We start from the raw sequence: 16,997 nt of genomic DNA on the forward strand, positions 1-16,997 counted from the left end.
CGGGGGCTTCTTGTTACGGAACGCTTACTGCGCGATGGTTTTCACCGACACGCCGCGTTCGACCGGGGTGGAGCGACCGTAGATATCTTCGAAACGCTCGATATCGTCTTCGCCCAGGTATGAGCCCGACTGCACTTCGATGATTTCCAGCGGGATCTTGCCCGGGTTGCGCAGGCGATGCACCGAGGCGATCGGGATGTAGGTCGACTGGTTTTCAGTGAGCAGAAACACGTTCTCGTCGCAGGTCACTTCGGCGGTTCCGCTGACCACGATCCAGTGTTCTGCGCGGTGGTGGTGCATCTGCAGCGACAGGCACGCGCCCGGCTTGACCGAGATGTGCTTGACCTGGAAGCGGCCACCCATGTCCACCGAGTCGTACGAGCCCCACGGACGGTACACCTCGCAGTGGTTCTGGGTTTCGCTGCGGCCCTGGGCGTTGAGGGTGTTGACCATCTGCTTGACGCCCTGGACCTTGTCCTTGTGGGCGATCATCATGGCGTCCTTGGTTTCGACCACCACGATGTTTTCCAGACCGATCACCGACACCAGTTTGCCGTTGCCGTGGATCATGCAGTTCTTGCTGTCCTGGATCACCACGTCGCCCTTGCTGACGTTGCCGTTGGCGTCCTTCTCGTTGACTTCCCACAGCGACGACCAGCAGCCGACATCGCTCCAGCCGGCGGTCAGCGGCACCACGCAGGCGCGCTGGGTCTTTTCCATCACGGAATAGTCGATGGAGTTGTCCGGGCAGCAGGCGAAGGTGGCTTCGTCCAGGGTGACGGTGTCGGCATCCTGCTGGCTGCGCTCGAGGGTCAGCAGGCAGGTGTCATAGATGTCCGGATCATGCTTTTTCAGTTCTTCGAGGAAGCGGCTGGCGCGGAACAGGAACATGCCGCTGTTCCAGTAATAACCGCCGGACTCTACGTACTCGGTGGCGCGTTTGACGTCGGGTTTTTCCACGAAGTGCGAGACGCGGCTGACGCCTTCCGGCAGCAGCGAATCACCGGTGGACTTGATGTAGCCGTAACCGGTTTCCGGTTTGGTGGCCGGCACGCCGAACAGCACCATCTCGCCGTTTTCGGCGGCAACGGTGGCCAGAGCGAGGGCACGTTGCAGGGCTTTCTGGTCTTCCAGAACGTGGTCGGCCGGCAGCACCAGCATCAGTTCGTCGCGACCTTCATTGACCAGCATCATCGCGGTCAGGGCCACGGCCGGCGCGGTGTTGCGACCGAAGGGTTCCATCAGGATCCGCTGGCATTCCAGATTGCGGCTGGCCAACTGCTCGTTGACGATGAAGCGGTGATCCTTGTTGCAGACCACGATCGGGGTGTCCATGCCTTCGAACACCAGACGCTCGAGGGTTTGCTGGAACAGTGTGTGTTCGCCGGTCAGGGCGAGGAACTGCTTGGGAAACTGCTTGCGCGAAAGCGGCCAAAGACGTGAGCCGCTACCACCTGACAAGATCACCGGAATCATATTGTTTACTCCATTAATTCGATTGGGTTAGAGCCACGAACCTGTGTCGTTTCACTCTTGTTGTTGTCTCGTAGTCGAACTGACAACCCGGTCAAGGGTGGGAGGGGGCTTGCTCCCGAAGGCGGTGCATCAGTCGACATATCTGTTGAATGTCGGACCGCTTTCGCGAGCAAGCCCGCTCCCACAGGGGGGGAACGGCGTCAGTTCAGAAAAGGATTAGCGGGTCGACACCGGGCGTTTCACCCAGACTGGCGACAGGTTGCTGCCGTTGCCGGTGACGTACAGCACGGCTGCTTCACCGCGCTCCAGGGCGACTGGTTTGACGTCGCCGACTTTCTTGTCACCTTCGTACAGCGCCAGGCTGACTTTCACCGGGTTGATTTCACGCTCGCCACGGCCCTTGGCGGCCACGTTCGGCACCACGTCGGTCTTGCCGTCGGCGGTCTTCAGGGTCAGCGACTTGTCGCTGAGGTTCTGCACGCGCACCAGGGATTTCTGCTTGTTCTTGAACGGCGGTTCTTCGATCAGTTGCGGCGCGCCGGAAGCGTTGTTGACCAGGGTGTAGTAGTGGTCACCGGCGAGTTTGACCGGCAGGGTCTGGCTGCCGACCTTGGCACTGTAGTCGCCGCCCGGCATGAAGCTGAAATCGCTGCTGGCCAGCGGCGCGACGTCGCTCAGATTGGTGCTGCCGACGGTGGCGCTGACTTCAGCGTTGCTGGCGTTGTAGACGCGCACGAAGGTCGAGCCTTTCGGTGCAGTCGGGCCGTACAGCGCAGCGTCGCCACCGGCGAAGGCCTGGACCGACAGCACGCTCAGACCCGCAACCAGAGCGAAGCGTTTGGCGAGACGACGAGGAGTTGTAGTGAAAGTCATGGTGTACCTCTCTTTCAGTTTTGCGCCCGATCGGGCGTCTCGGATTTAGTGTTGATGGCTACGTTTTGTTGGCGAGCACCGGCTTGTTTGAGCTCTGCGACCCACTGTGGGTCGGCGTCGCCGATTTCGTTGTTCACAGGCAGATATCGTTCAGGAAACTCCCAGATCAGCACCTGTGGCGGGCTGTTCTTGAAGTCATCGCTTTTCAGGTAGCTGAGCATCGGCAGGATCGGGCCGTGACCGTCTTCGGCGTAATTGACCACGTCGCTGTGCAGCGCTTGCTTGAGCGCACCGACAAAGTTCCAGTTCGGGTTGGCGCTGTAGCTGGTGCCGATCAGGGCCACCGGCACTTCGCTGTTGGCGAACAGGGCGTCGTCCCCGGCAGGTTGCTCGACGGCCACGGTGTTGCGCTTTTGCAGCGGTTCCTTGGCCGGCATCAGGTTTTCGAACAGCGGATCCAGCGGCAGGAACAGACGCAGGTCGCCCTTGTGCGTGACCTTCTCCGCCGGGGTGGTGACGAAGCGCTGTGGCTCGCCGCTGAGCGGGAACTTGTCGGCGATGGTCCTGGCCAGGGTGTTGGCGGCGATTTCCGCGCCTTCAGGGGTCCAGTGGGTGTCGGTGCGCAGGAACACTTGCTGACCGTTCTGCTTGGCCGCTTGCAGCGGGCCGAGCAGGTCGGGGGCGAGGATCTTGTCCGCCGCGACACGGGCGTGGAAGTCCTGATAGAGGTTGGCGTGGATGCTTGCCGGTTTCACTTCACCCAGGTGTTCCGGGTACAGGCGAGCCTTGGCCGGCACGATCGCCATCACCAGTTTCACGCCTTTCTCTTTCAGGGTCTGGCGCACGCCTTCGACCAGCGCGTAGTTGCCTTGCAGGTTCAGCTCTTCGTTGACGATCGGGTTGAATTCCTCATCGCTGTACAACCACTGATCGCGACCGAGCACCACGCCCGGACGACCTTCGTTGAACAGTTTGAAATCCAGCGCGGCCCAGAGGTTGGTGCCCAGGCGCTTGATCGGGAATTCGTCGTCGTAGTGGGTTTCCACGGCTTTGGTCCAGCGACCGTTGAGCACCGTCGCATCGGCGTTGGTGCTGAAGCCGAAGAAGCTGCGCACCGACCACAGACCGAGCACCAGCAGGGTCACCAGAAACAGCGCGATGTAGAAGATGCGTAATGAGCGGGTCATGTCAGATCCCTCAGAACTGGAAGTAAAGGAACGGCGAGAAGCTTTGCGCCGAGAGTTTGAGAATCGAGGCGATGAACAGCAGCAGGATCAGCCCGCGCATCACGTAGCGCGACCAGTCCGCGGTCCAGTAGGCCGGTTGCACCTGGGCTTCGACGCCGACGGTGTAGCCAGGCTCGTGGATGCTCGCCGGGTTTTCGCCCGGGGCTGCCTTGATCATTCCCGGAGTCGCCGTGGCCGGGCCATTGGCCTCGACGTTGACTTCAGGCTTGCTCTTGGCCGGCGGCTGGTTGGTGTACAGATCGCGCAGGCCGAAGAACGCCAGGGTCACGTAAGCCACCACCAGGGTCGCCACTTGCAGGCCGGTGAGGCTGGCCTGGTTGAGTTCCGACAGCGACCAGTCGCCGAAGCTGAACATCGCGCCGTACATACGGCCGGCAACGTGCAGGTTTTCGGCACGGAAGATCACCCAGCCCATGACCACCAGCAGGAACGTCAGCGCCCAGCGGATCGGGTTGAGGCTGCGCGGCGCGGTGTTGAGGCCGAGCATTTTTTCGATCGCCAGCCACATGCCGTGCCACGCACCCCAGACGATGTAGGTGATGTTCGCGCCGTGCCACAGACCACCGAGCAGCATGGTCAGGAACAGGTTGCGATAGGTCATCAGCGTCCCTTTGCGGTTACCGCCGAGGGTGATGTACAGGTAGTCACGCAGCCAGGTCGACAGGCTGATGTGCCAGCGGCGCCAGAACTCGGTGATCGACTGGCTGATGTACGGCTGCTTGAAGTTTTCCATGAAGCGGAAGCCCATCATCAAGCCCAGGCCGATGGCCATGTCGCTGTAGCCGGAGAAGTCGAAATACAGCTGCGCGGTGTAGGCCAGTGCGCCGAGCCATGCATCGCCAGTAGTCGGGTTTTGCAGGGCGAAGCAATGGTCGGCTACCACGGCGAGGGTGTCGGCGATGAACACCTTCTTGATGAAACCCTGCATGAACCGCGTGCAGCCCTCGGAGAACTTGTCGATGGTGTGGGTGCGGTTGTTGAACTGGTCGGCCAGGTCACGGAAACGCAGCACGGGACCGGCAATCAGGTGCGGGAAGATCGCCACGAACGCCGCGAAGTCGATCAGGTTGCGGGTGGCCGGGGTGTCGCCGCGGTAGACGTCGATGATGTAGCTGATCGACTCGAAGATGTAGAACGAGATACCGATCGGCAGCAGCACGTGGGTCAGGATGAACGGCTCAAGTCCCATCGAGGTCATGATCGCGTTGATGCTGTCGACCCCGAAGTTGGCGTACTTGAAGTAGCCGAGGATGCACAGGTCCACCGCCACGCCGAGCAGCAGCCAGCGCTGGGCCGGTTTGGTGCGCACGCCGGCGGCGCCGACTTTCAGGCCGATCCAGTAGTTCCACAGGGTGACGCCGGCGAACAGCGCCAGGAAGTCCACCCGCCACCACGCGTAGAACACGTAGCTGGCGATCAGCAGCAGCAGGTTGCGATAGCGTTGCCCGCTCAGGTAGTACAAGCCGAGAAAGATCGGCAAGAACAGAAACAGGAACACGTTGGATGAAAATACCATCCCGATCTCTCCATGTTTGAACCAACAGTCAAGGGCCAAAGCCCCCCCAAACCCCCCACAAAAATTCAGAGGGCGACATCACTTCACTGTGGGAGCGGGCTTGCTCGCGAAAGCGGAGTGTCAGTCGACATATTTTTTGAATGTCAGACCGCATTCGCGAGCAAGCCCGCTCCCACAGGGTTTATCGGTGTACTCAAGAACCTTTGTTGCCCTTTTCGTGGGACGGGTCGTAGACCTTGGTCAGGTCGCCGCCGAGGCGGAAGGTCTTGAACGGCTGCATGCCGTGTTTTTTCTCGATCACATCCGGCGGGCAGGTGTAGAGGGTGCAGAACGGTTCGAGCCAGGCGAACTTCATGTCCTCTTTCAGGTCGGTCATGTCCTGCTCTTTGCCGTTCTTCTTCTCGAACTGATCCGGGTCTTTCACCCCGGCCAGTACCCGATCACCCAGGCGTTTCAGCGCGCCGTTGTTTTCCTGACGCAGATCCACACCGTTGACCTGGGCGAAACTGGCGATCATCGCCAGTGGCGGCAGGGCGTAGTTGTGATAGGCGAGGGCGCGTTGCTGACGCTTGAGTTCGTTCGGCAGGAAACCGTCGGCATCGACTTGATTGACGCCGATCTTGTATTCCTTGACTGCCCAATCGAACAGGTCGCGGCGGTTGGTCGCGACCGATGTCGCCATCACCGACCACGCGGCCCAGTACGAGTGGTTATTGGTTTTTTCCAGCGGCAGGTTGTCCCAATCGCTGACCACCTGATCAGCCATTTTGCTGAACCAGGCTTCGATCACCTGGGCTTCCTGCTGGTGCTGGGCCAGCGGATGAGAGTCGGAGAACTTCAGGCGAATGTACGAAGACGCCATGCTGCCCAGCGCCCATTTGCGCATCGACTTGCCGGTGTGGTTGAAGTCCTTGGACATCAACGCATCGGCCTTGGCCCACGCGGTGAGCCAGTTGAGTGTGCAATCGAGCTGTTCCGGGCGACCGTCGCGCATGAACTGCATCACCCGTTTGGCAGTGCCGCGTTCCAGGGTGGTGATGTCTTTGGTGGTGTCGCGGAAGGCCTTTTCCGACTGCACGTTCAGCGTCGCGCGAGCCTTGTCCGAGCCTTCGTACTTGCTGCGAAATTGCAGCGGGCCGGTGTAGGGCGTCGGCATCGCATCGCAGCCTTCGCTCTTGTCGCCGGTCTTGAATTTATCCACAGGCGCAAAATAGCCCTGTGGCGGACGCAGTGGTGCGGCGGCCTGCGCGGTGCCGGCGAAAATCGCCAGCCCGAGCAGCGTCGGCGCCAAAAGAGTTTTCAGTTTCGGATTTCGCATAGCAGACCTCATTGCCCGACCTGAGCGGTTTGTTGCCCAGCGCCCGGGAATACGTTGCGTTTGCAGATTTTCGCTTCGACTTTCTGTGGCGCGGTGCCCGCTTCCGGGCCCTGGACTTCGACCGCCAGCAGGTTTTGTGAGGCCCAGTCTTCGTCCGTGCGCAACTCAAAGGCGAAACGACCGTCGGTATCGGAGGTTTCCGGTTTCTCGATCTTGATGTCCTCGTGGCGACCGTTCATGTACCAGAGGGTGGCTTGCAGGGTTTTCACCGAGGTGTCGGCGAAGCGGATGTCGACCTGATGGCTGCTGTTCTGCAGGTTCAGGTTCTTGCTGTTGACCAGCAGTTCTTGTTTGCCGCCCGGCTTGAGCGTGGTGCTGGCGGACATTTGCGCCTCTTTGCCTTCGCAGCCGTTGTCGAGCAACGCCATCATCTGGCGATAGATGGTTTCCTGGTCGAGGCGGTACAGCGGCGAGAATTCCCAGATGAGGATTTTCGGCGGCGTCTTCTGGAATTCGTCGCTGCCCAGGTACTGCAACATCGAACCTTCCAGACCGCCGCCGGGGAAGGCGACGTTGAGAATGTCGGCGCCGATGGCTTCTTCAAGGAAACCGGCGAAGTTGTAGTTCTTGCCGCTGTGCGAAGTGCCGACCAGTGTGATTTGCGGATTGCCGGAATCACCGAACAGATCGCCGTCACCCGCTTCGCCTTTCGGCTCGGTGGTGAACTGGTCCATGTACTGGATCGCGTAACTGGTGCCGCACAGTTGCCCGGCCATGTTGTGCAGGGTGCCGGTCTTGCCCATGCGTCCGGAGCGTTTGGTTTCGAACTCACGCTTGGGAATGTCGGCGAAGGCCGGAATCTGCTTGACCTTCTCAGCGACGATTTTTGCCGTGCGCTGGGCACCGTATGGCGTCCAGTGCTGGTCGCCGCGGAAGTAGAAATCGTGGGCGGGCAGGGTCTCCGGCAGCGATTCGTTGGTCAGCGGCGAAAGGTCCGGCACCACGTAACCCATCTTGGCGAAACGGCCGAGCATGGTCTTGTAGTTGCCCAGCGCTTTCTCGTAATCGAACGCGGCTTTTTCCGCCGGGTTGAGCTTGTTGCGGTTCACCAGACCACGGGTCGGCTGGTAGACGATCACCAGTTCGACGCCTTTGGCCTTGAACGCATCGTGCAGCTGTTGCAGGCGTTTGTAGCCGGCCGGTGTGGTGTTGAACTCGGTGCGCAGGTCTTCCTGGGTCCGGAACAACCAGTCGCCCTGCGCTTGCACCAGAGTGGTGAAGTTCTGCTGATAGCGGGTGGTGTAGTTCTTCGCGTCATGGGCGGCCGGGCACAGGCTGCAGCACGGTTCGGCGGTGAACGTTGGCGCTTTCACTTCGTCCGCGCGGGCGCCGTTGCTGGCCGCCAGAATGCCCACGGTCAGGGCCGACAGGCTGAGTAATTTGATCAGGTGTGGGTGCATAAAATTGTCCTCAGTCCCGCATTTCGGTCTGGCGTTCGACAGGGTCGATCAGCACGGCTTTCTGCTGGCGCACCAGCAGGTCGAGAATTTCATCCTGGCGCTCGCCGAGGATGCCGTTGAAGCTGATGCCGCTGGATTTGGTCGGCGCCAGCATCGACACGCGATACAGCTCGACACTCAGGGGCGAATCGATCGACAGCGGGCCGCTGCCGTTGGCCGCCAGTTCACCGCCGACCACGATCAGCGAGACCTGGGCGTCGAACGGGTCGAGCTTGATGTCACGGTCGGTGTCGGTCAGGTCCTTGATGTGCCCGTAGACGCCGGTCAGGCCGTTGGCCATGGCGACGTTTTCGTAGAGGCGGATGTTCACGCTGTTACGAATGCGGATGCCGTGGCGCTTGTTGCTGATGACCTTGTTGCCCCACAGCAGGTTGTCGGCGGACTCGTAGAGGGTGATGCCGTCGGTGTGGTTCTTGTAGATCTCGTTGTAGGCGATCAGGTTGTTCACGCTGTTACGGTCGATCACCAGCCCCGAGAGGTGGTTGTCGTAGCTTTTGTTGTTGAAGATGAAGCTGTCGTTCACCTCACGGGAAATGATGATCCCGTGCTTCTTCTTCGTGCCGTACACCGTATTCTCGGCAATGATCAGACCGTGAGAACGGTCGTGCGGGTCGATGCCGTAGACGATGTTGTCCTTGTAAGTGTTGCCCTTGACCACGAAGTCGCGGGTCTCGTAGCAGTAGAAGCCGTACCACATGTCCGAGAACTCGGAGCCGACGATCCAGCCGGTCGGCTCGGGACGCTTGAGCACCTTGGCCATGTTCGGCGTGTACTGGGAAATACTCACACCGTAGGACTTACTGTTGGCGTAGCCGAAGCTGGCCATCTTGCTGTTGACGATGTAGGTCTCGGTGCCGCCCCAGGCCAGCAGGAACGGGCGAAATTCCTTCGGCGAACGGAAGGTCGCCGGGCCGTTTTCCTTCTCGCGCCAGCCAGTGATTTTGGTATCACGCACGAACAGCTGGCCGTCGTTGACCAGGAACGAACCGGCCTCCTGGGACAGGCGCAATTCCTGGGTCTGGCCGTCGATCTCGAGGATGCCTTTGCGGCCGACCACGATCGGCAACTTGGCCAGGTAGACGCCCGGCGAGGTTTCGCTGAAGTACTGCTTGGGCAGTTTCTGCGCCAGCTCTTTCAGGTTCATGTAGCCGTCGTCGACGAAGATCGCCTGCGGGATGCCGTGCTGACGCACCACCCATTCGGCCATCTTGTTGTCGCCGCCGATGAAGTCCTTCAGGGCGTCTTCCTGCATCATCCGGCGCACGCTGATCTTGCCCGCTTTGCTGCGCACGATTTTCGCGGCGGCGGCTTCGGCGGTGTAGCCGGAGAGGTCGGGCAATTTCGGCTTGGCCAGTTCCAGCGCTTCGGTCGGCGCGCTGCTGACGGTGTAGGTCTTGGCCTGTTGCAGCTCCTTGGCGGTGGTCGCGGGTTTGGCCGGTTCCACACTGGCGAAGGCGCCGGCCGAGGCCAGCAGCATCGCGCCGGCCAGCAGGCTGAGTGAGCCTTTGCGGGCACTGTTCATGTCGGGCACTCCCTTGGCGGTCAGCATCAGAAGCGCCAGATCACGTCGATGAACGCGCGGTGCATGTACGAATCGACCTGGCTGCCATAGGCGTCACCCGGCTTGAACACGCCGCCACGGAAACGCACCAGCGCCGACGGTTCGTCGATCGACTGGCTCAGCGCCGCCGGCAGCAAGCCTTGCTTGAAGTACTTGGTGACCACCAGATCCATTTCCTGGCCCAGATCCTTGTTGCCGTCCTGCAGTGGCAGGGAAGTGCTGGAAAGGATCGCGCCGGTGACGTCGTCGGTGTTGTTCTCCACGGCGTTGATGCCGTTGCTGCCCACCGGCTTGTTGCCGTCCACGCGCCAGAACTTGTGGTAGATCAGGCTGGCGTCGTACTGGTCGTTGAGCATCCACGAACCGAACAGGGTGGCGGTCTGCATGTTGTTCATTTCGCCACGGAAGGCCTCGCCGAAACGGTGAACGCGGGAGCGAGTACCGGTGTAGTTCGAGCGGTTGCTTTCCAGGCCGTTCTGTTCGTAATCGGCGCTGGCACGGGCATACGCCGCACCGACCTGCCATTGCGGATCAAGGCGCAGACGCACACCGATGTCGGTGGCCCAGCCGTCGACGTTGTCACTGCGCTTGGCCTGGGCCGGGCGGGTGCCGTCGGCGTTGAGGGCGTTGACCGTGTCGCGGTCGCCGCTCATGCCGGTGATGCTGCCCCAGTAGTTGACGGTGTTGGTGTTGCGCCAGTTGTAGGCGTCGCTGTCTGCGGTCAGGCCGAGCCAGCTGATGTCGCCGTTTTCTTTCTTGTCCAGCGAATCGCCGGCCACGCCTGGCTCCGGATAGTCGAGCTTGCCGTCGTCGTGGGTGTGGTGACCGCGAATCCCGACCCAGTTGCCCGGTGTCCACTGGTAAGCGGCATCGGCGTAGGCGTGCAGGCGATCCTTGTCTTTGGGGGCCAGCTCTTTCAAGTCGGTGCGGTATTCGCTGAAGCGTTCGGCGACACCGGCGTTGGCGCGCAGCAGGGTGGTATCGAAAGTCCAGTTCAGGGCTTCGATGTTGGTGTCGCGCCACTGGCCGTCGTCGTTGCGCAGGCGCTGGCGACCGAACTTGAGGATCTCGCCGGGGTAGGGCGTCAGGCCGCTGTAGCCGACCCAGAACTCGCGCATCGCCAGGTAGTTTTTCTTGGTCTTGCGGTCGCCGTTGTCGGTGGTCTGGGTGCCCTCGCTGTCGGACTGCTGCAGGGTGTCGGTCTCGATGATGTCGGTCGAGGTCACGGCCTGGCCCATGGCATAGGCGCTCCACGCGCCGCTTTCGCCGTAGACCCACGGACGCAGATCGAGGCCGATGCCGTTGACGTCGCCGCCGCTGGCGGTGCCGAGGTCGCGGTCGTCTTCGGACTGGCCGGTGATTTTCACTTCGAGGCCGAAGTTCTTCGATTCAGTCATCGCGGCCAGGGTCGGGCAAGACCAGATCAACGCGAACGTGAGGCCAATGCCGGCCTTCACAAAGGGATTCAATTTCATGGTTTTTCCTCGCCGTCTTCTTCTTGCAGGGCGTGCAGTTGCAGCGTGTTCGGGCTCAGGGCGCCACGGGTCGCCTGTTCCTGTTGCAGCAGGCGCTGGGCTTCGGCCAGGCGCTCGGGCGGCAGTTGGGCGGCGAGGGTGGTCGCCAGCTCATCGGCTTGCGGAGTGTTTTGGGCTTTGGCCAACTGGCTGAACACATAGGCGTTGAGCGGGTTGGGCTTGGTGCCCTTGCCTTGGGAAAACAGCTGGGCGATGGCGAAGTCGGCGCTGTTCTGGCCGTTGCGCGCAGCGGTCAGCAGATGGTCGAGGGCCTTCTGCGGATAGACCTTGCCCAGGTAGCCACGGCGGTAGATCTGGCCGAGGTAGTAATCGGCAGCGACTTCGCGGCCGACGGCTTTCTGGAAATGTTCCTCGGCGACTTTGGCGTCGGCCGGGACCAGTTTGCCTTCGTAGTAAAGCTTGCCCAGCAACAGCTCGGCGCGCGGCTGGTCGGCGGCGCGGCCGTTGTCCAGGTACTTCATCATCTGGTCGACGTCGCCCAGTTCCGGGAAGTCGTAGAGCAGTTGCGCGAGGGTGACCCACGACGCCGGGTAACCCGGCGCGATCGGCTCGAGCAGCGACTGCGCGGTTTTTTCGTCGGTCTTGCCCAGGGTCGAATCGGCCAGCACACGGGCCACGGAGTCCACCCGCTGAGCACTGACGGTGCCGCGGCTGTAACCGGCCTGCAGTTGTTTGATCAGCTCGGCCTGTTGCTCCGGCGCGCCACGTTTCTGATAGACCGTGGCCAGCTCGACGTAGCAGATGTCGGTGGTGTTGAGCGCGGCCTTGCAGATTTTTTCCACGTCATCCAGATGCTGGTCGTACGTGCCCTGGGTGCGATACAGCAGCACCTGTGCCAGACCTGCTTCCGGGTAACCGGATTTGCGCCATTGATCGATCTGCTGTTGAGCGTTGATGTTCGGGAAGCTGTGCGGGTATTGCAGGTACAGCATCGCGAGCGGGATCAGCGTGTTGCCTTCGCCACTGGCGGCGGCCTTTTTCAGCAGGCTTTCGGCTTCCTGATGCTCGGCTTCGGTGGAGCCGGGCTTGGCCACCAGCAAACGACCGAGTCGGGCCTGGGCACGCGGCGAAACACTGGCGGCGGCGCGGTAGGTGGCTTCGGCCTGTTTCATTTGTTCCGGATCGCGGCTGTCGACCTGGATGTCGGCAAGGCCCACCTGGGCTTCGCTGTACCCCAGATCGGCCAGCGCACGGTAGTTCTGCGCGGCGGTCGCGGTGTCACCGCGCTTGAGCGCTTCGTTGGCCAGGCGCTGGTCGGGCAGGCCGGCGCAACCGGCCAGACTCACTGCCAATGCAACTGCACACAGAGGACCCATGTGGGAGCGGGCTTGCTCGCGAAGGCGGAGTGTCAGCCCACACTGATTCTGAATGTTGAACCGCATTCGCGAGCAAGCCCGCTCCCACAGGGGACGCGGCGTATTCGAGAGAGTTGGAATCGTCACGGGCATGTCCTCGACTTAAAGACCGGCAGCCATGGCTTTGTCGATCAGCCAGTTCAGGTTCGGACCACGGTCGCTGTTGACTTCCACCGGGCGGCCGGCGAAGCGGCTGTCCAGCGGCTCGTCAGGCTGGATCTGCACACGGATGTCGGAGGACAGGTCGGCACTTTTCAGGCTGGTGCTGCTGACGATCTTGCCGGTGCGGGTCTTGTCTTCGCCGGCGATCTGGAAGCTCACCGGGGTGCCCGGACGCACGTCGCCGAACTGGCGATAGGAGAAGCGCGCATCGACGGTGGCCTGGGTGTTGCGCGGCACCAGCTGGAAGATCACGTCGCCCTTGCTCGCGTATTGACCGTCGGCCACCAGTTGCTGGGCCACGGTGCAATCGCACGGCGAGGTCAGGGTGCCGGTCATCTGTTTGCCGAACAGTTCTTCAACCTTGGCCGGGGAAAGTTGATCTTCTTCCAGGTGACCTTTGAGTACGTCGAGCATGCTGGTGCTGAACGTCGCCAGCGGTGCGCCCTTGGCGGCGACGCCGTCGGACTTCACCAGGCTCTGCACGGTGCCGTCGCGCGGCATGGTGATGTTCATCCCCGGCACGCTGACCAGACCGGCCTGCGCATGGCTGACGAAGTACATGCTGTACACCGATTTGAAAATGAAACCCGCCGCCACCAGCCCGACCGCGAAGATACCGGCGCTGAACGTCACCGCTTTCAGACGCCCGAACGGGGTCATGCCGGAGTCGCCGTCCTTGACCTTGCGGGCCTTGGTGAAGTTGTCGCGCTGCAGGGTTGCCAGCACTTCGCCGATGCTGACGATGTCGCCGGCCAGGTGCGAAGTGATCAGGTGGCGCAGGGTGGAAATGTCCTGCGGCTCGAGGTTCTGGAACTGGCAGCCAGCACGACCCGTCTGGCGGTCGTAGGAGCGCACTTGCAGTTCAACGTCCATGGCCAGGCCGAGGTTGTCGATGACGAACTGCAGACGCGCCTTGTACACCTCGCCGACGGTCAGCGGCAGTTGTCCGGCGTTGAACGCCAGACCACCGGCGGACAGGTCGAGGACCCGCGCTTCAACCGGAGTCCGGTCGGGGCCGAAGAAGCGCAGCTTGGCCGGGATTTTCACACGGGCGTGCTGACGCTGGGCTTCGGATTCATGCACTACGTTGGCGTTGACGGCGGTATTCATGGGGGCGATTTCCTTGTTAATTCAATAGGGGCAGGTCAGACCATCATCAGCAGCACGGCGACGAAAATGCTGCCGGCGGAGAAGGTCATGGTCCGAGACGACCAGGTGTTGAACCAACGTTGAAAGCTGGCGAGATCACGGGTCAGGGAAGTGGGTTGGCGAGTCCAGGATTGTTGGTCGAGGCGGAAGAACACGTAGATCTTCACCAGCGCACCGACGATCTGGTTGTAATAGAGAATTGCCGGGTAAGCCGGGCCGATCCGGTGGCCTGAGCAGGACAGCAGCAGCGTCAGAATCAGACGGGTAATGCCGATCCACAGCAGGTAAACCAGGATGAACGCGGTGCCGTACTTGAAGCTGGCGATGATTGCCACGGTCAGGCCGAGCAGCGAAGTCCACATCGATACGCGCTGGTCGAACAGCACCACCGAGGTGAAGGCGCCGAGGCGTTTTACACCCAGGCCCAGCGCTCGGGAGTTCTGGCGCAGGTTGTTGCCGTACCAGCGGAACATCAGTTTGCGGCTGGCCTTGATGAAGCTCTTTTCCGGCGGGTGTTCAACGGTATTGATCGCCGCATCCGGCACGTAGAAGGTGTCGTAGCCCAGACGCATCAGGCTGAACCAGCTCGACTTGTCGTCGCCGGTCAGGAATTTGAACCGGCCCAGACGCCAGTGTTGCAGCGAGTCACTTTCAACGTCGGCGATGAATTCCGGGTTGGTGACCACGGTGGCGCGAAACACCGACATGCGCCCGGTCATGGTCAGCACGCGTTTGGACAGGGCCATCGAGCACATGTTGATGTGGCGCTGGGCGAAACGCAGCTTGTGCCATTCGCTCATGATGTAGCCGCCGCGCACTTCGCAGAACTCGTTGGTGGTCAGGCCGCCGACGTTGCCGAACATCTGGAACCACGGCACGGTTTTGCGCACGACGCCTTCGCCTAGCACGGTGTCGCCATCGATCACGGCCACCACGGCGCGGTCGTCCGGCAGGTGACGGGAGATCGCGCGGAAACCATAGGCCAGGCCATCGCGTTTGCCGGTGCCGGGAATGCGTACGAAGTCGAGTTTCACGCGGTCTGGCGGATTCATCCGCGCCCACAGTGCCTTGACCAGCAGCTCATCGGACATTTCGACGATGGAACAGACCACGGTGGTCGGCAGTTCGCAGTCGATGGCTTCGCGGATCACCGAGCTGTAAACCTGCGCGGTGGTCAACGCGTCGATGCGGAAACTGGTGACCATCAGAAACACATGGGACGGGTCCGCCGCCTTACCCAGCTTGCGAACCTTGCGGCGCAGGTGCGGGTAGACGATGTAGAGAAAAATCATGCCGCGCACAAAGTGCGTGGCACCCATCGAGTAGCGCCAGATACCTACGGCGCCAATCAGGAAAATGAAGTCCTTCGACTCGGAGTCGAATGTGGACGTGGGCAGCATCAGGGCCAGGCCCATCAGCAGGCTCAGAAACAAAAGCCAGCCGGCGGATTGCAGAAAAAAATGTTTGAGCTTGGACATGACCGTCATCCGAAGGTGATGGGGGCTTCAAGCCGCCCGCCGATTCACGGCGTGCGGCCTGAAGCTCGAGGCTTGCTGCTGCGTTACCAGCAGATCCCTTCGGTGCGGCTACCGGCGCTGGTGGCCTTGGACATGAAGCCCACCAGGTCGATCACCTGCTTGCCCTGCGGCGCTTCTTCGGCGAGGGCGCGGAACTTCTCGTCGCGGTTGCCGAGGATGATCACGTCGGAGTTGTCGATCACCGAATCGAAGTCCGAATTGAGCAGGGACGATACGTGCGGGATCTTCGACTCGATGTAGTCCTTGTTCGCGCCGTGGACACGGGCGTACTGGACGTTGCTGTCGTAGATGCTCAGGTCGTAGCCCTTGCCGATCAGCATCTCGGCCAGTTCCACCAGCGGACTTTCGCGCAGGTCGTCGGTGCCGGCCTTGAAGCTCAGGCCCAGCAGGGCGACTTTGCGTTTGTCGTGGCTTTCAACGATGTCGAAGGCGTTCTGCACTTGCGATTCGTTGCTGCGCATCAGCGAGTTGAGCAGCGGCGCTTCGACGTCCAGGGAGCCGGCGCGGTAGGTCAGGGCGCGCACGTCTTTCGGCAGGCACGAACCGCCGAAGGCGAAGCCCGGGCGCATGTAGTACTGCGACAGGTTGAGGGTCTTGTCCTGGCAGACCACGTCCATCACTTCGCGGCCATCGACGCCCACCGCTTTGGCGATGTTGCCGATCTCGTTGGCGAAGGTCACTTTGGTGGCGTGCCAGACGTTGCAGGTGTACTTGATCATCTCGGCGACGGCGATGTCCTTGCGGATGATCGGTGCGTCGAGTTCTTCGTACAGCGATTGCAGAACGTCACCCGACGCCTTGTCGAACTCGCCGATGACGGTCATCGGTGGCAGGTCGTAGTCGGCGATTGCGGTGGATTCACGCAGGAACTCAGGGTTGACCGCCACGCCGAAATCGACGCCGGCCTTCTTGCCGGAGCAGTCTTCGAGAATCGGGATGACAACGTTTGCCACGGTGCCCGGCAATACGGTGCTGCGCACCACGATGGTGTGGCGGGTGGACTTTTCACGCAGGACAAAACCGATCTCGCGGCATACCGCTTCGATGTAGTTCAGTTCCAGGTCGCCGTTCTTTTTGCTCGGCGTACCGACGCAGATCATCGACAGGTCGGTGTCGCGAATCGCTTCGGCGAAGTTGGTCGTGCCGCGCAGACGACCGGTCTGGATACCTTGTGCGAGCAACTCACCCAAGCCCGGTTCAACAATGGGAGATTTGCCAGCGTTGATCATGTCGATCTTGTCTTTGGCAACATCGACGCCAACCACGTCATGGCCCCGTGCAGACAGGCAACCGGCACATACTGCGCCAACGTAACCCAAACCAAATATGCTGATGCGCATCGCAATTACCTCTGTATATATCAGGCCTTAGAGGGCCGGAGTTAATGGTGTTCAGCGTTCATTAGTGCACTCGAAAGTGCGGCATACAGGCGCCACAATGCCGTGTGCAGGCATACTAAGTTTCGAGTGTCTAAATAAGTGCACTCAAGATGTGCGTAACCAGGCCTTGTTGTTATGACGTGCCCTGTTATGCAGCCGATCTTCTTTGGAGAAGACTCTTGTGCAATCGTCTTGCGCGCTCGATGTCAGGATTAAAGTCCCGTAAATCAAGCGGTTGGGTGCTCAGGCGAGCACGTTTATAAGGGCGCGGCCATGGCCTTTGTAGGGGATATTAATGGTGCGTATCTCCTGTCCATCGTCTGGTTTGAGACTAGTTAGTCATCTAGGCAAGTTGCTGTGACAACTTG

At 61.1% G+C, this 16,997-nt stretch carries 12 protein-coding genes; all 12 read right to left on the minus strand.

Annotated elements, in window-relative coordinates; all coding sequences use genetic code 11:
• Window positions 1-24: 24 nt before the first annotated feature.
• Entirely contained in the window at window positions 25-1,476 is a 1,452-nt protein-coding gene (locus tag K3819_RS04905) for a mannose-1-phosphate guanylyltransferase/mannose-6-phosphate isomerase (protein WP_064382465.1), read from the minus strand.
• Window positions 1,477-1,692: 216 nt separating this feature from the next.
• A complete protein-coding gene (locus K3819_RS04910) occupies window positions 1,693-2,349 on the minus strand; it encodes an alginate O-acetyltransferase AlgF (protein ID WP_064593524.1) in 657 nt (218 codons plus the stop codon).
• 14 nt (window positions 2,350-2,363) lie between these two features.
• The gene (locus K3819_RS04915; RefSeq protein ID WP_085746987.1) at window positions 2,364-3,536 is read right to left on the minus strand and encodes an alginate O-acetyltransferase; all 1,173 of its coding nucleotides are present in this window, start codon (window positions 3,534-3,536) and stop codon (window positions 2,364-2,366) included.
• A 10-nt stretch (window positions 3,537-3,546) separates the two neighbouring features.
• Window positions 3,547-5,112, minus strand: coding sequence for an MBOAT family protein (locus K3819_RS04920; protein WP_221398752.1), 1,566 nt, complete (start codon window positions 5,110-5,112; stop codon window positions 3,547-3,549).
• 193 nt (window positions 5,113-5,305) lie between these two features.
• Window positions 5,306-6,430, minus strand: a complete 1,125-nt coding sequence (locus tag K3819_RS04925) for a mannuronate-specific alginate lyase (RefSeq protein ID WP_085647737.1) — start codon at window positions 6,428-6,430, stop codon at window positions 5,306-5,308.
• 8 nt (window positions 6,431-6,438) lie between these two features.
• Window positions 6,439-7,890, minus strand: a complete 1,452-nt coding sequence (locus K3819_RS04930; protein WP_039769449.1) for an alginate O-acetyltransferase — start codon at window positions 7,888-7,890, stop codon at window positions 6,439-6,441.
• A 10-nt stretch (window positions 7,891-7,900) separates the two neighbouring features.
• Window positions 7,901-9,472: a mannuronan 5-epimerase AlgG gene (algG, locus tag K3819_RS04935; protein WP_221398753.1), complete on the minus strand. Its 1,572-nt coding sequence runs from the start codon at window positions 9,470-9,472 to the stop codon at window positions 7,901-7,903.
• 26 nt (window positions 9,473-9,498) lie between these two features.
• Window positions 9,499-10,986 (minus strand): alginate export family protein, encoded by a 1,488-nt coding sequence (locus tag K3819_RS04940; RefSeq protein WP_085611404.1) that lies wholly within the window; start codon window positions 10,984-10,986, stop codon window positions 9,499-9,501.
• Window positions 10,983-12,494: an alginate biosynthesis TPR repeat lipoprotein AlgK gene (gene algK, locus K3819_RS04945; RefSeq protein ID WP_409348320.1), complete on the minus strand. Its 1,512-nt coding sequence runs from the start codon at window positions 12,492-12,494 to the stop codon at window positions 10,983-10,985. The genes K3819_RS04940 and algK overlap by 4 nt, the downstream gene beginning before the upstream one ends.
• A 9-nt stretch (window positions 12,495-12,503) precedes the next feature.
• Window positions 12,504-13,673: an alginate biosynthesis protein Alg44 gene (locus tag K3819_RS04950; RefSeq protein WP_039769455.1), complete on the minus strand. Its 1,170-nt coding sequence runs from the start codon at window positions 13,671-13,673 to the stop codon at window positions 12,504-12,506.
• A 35-nt stretch (window positions 13,674-13,708) separates the two neighbouring features.
• Window positions 13,709-15,190: a mannuronan synthase gene (alg8, locus tag K3819_RS04955; RefSeq protein ID WP_163974069.1), complete on the minus strand. Its 1,482-nt coding sequence runs from the start codon at window positions 15,188-15,190 to the stop codon at window positions 13,709-13,711.
• An 83-nt stretch (window positions 15,191-15,273) separates the two neighbouring features.
• Window positions 15,274-16,590, minus strand: coding sequence for a nucleotide sugar dehydrogenase (locus K3819_RS04960; protein ID WP_011332560.1), 1,317 nt, complete (start codon window positions 16,588-16,590; stop codon window positions 15,274-15,276).
• Window positions 16,591-16,997 lie beyond the last annotated feature (407 nt).

The sequence above is a fragment of the Pseudomonas sp. 3-2 genome, assembly GCF_019710535.1.
Lineage (GTDB): Bacteria > Pseudomonadota > Gammaproteobacteria > Pseudomonadales > Pseudomonadaceae > Aquipseudomonas > Aquipseudomonas pharyngis.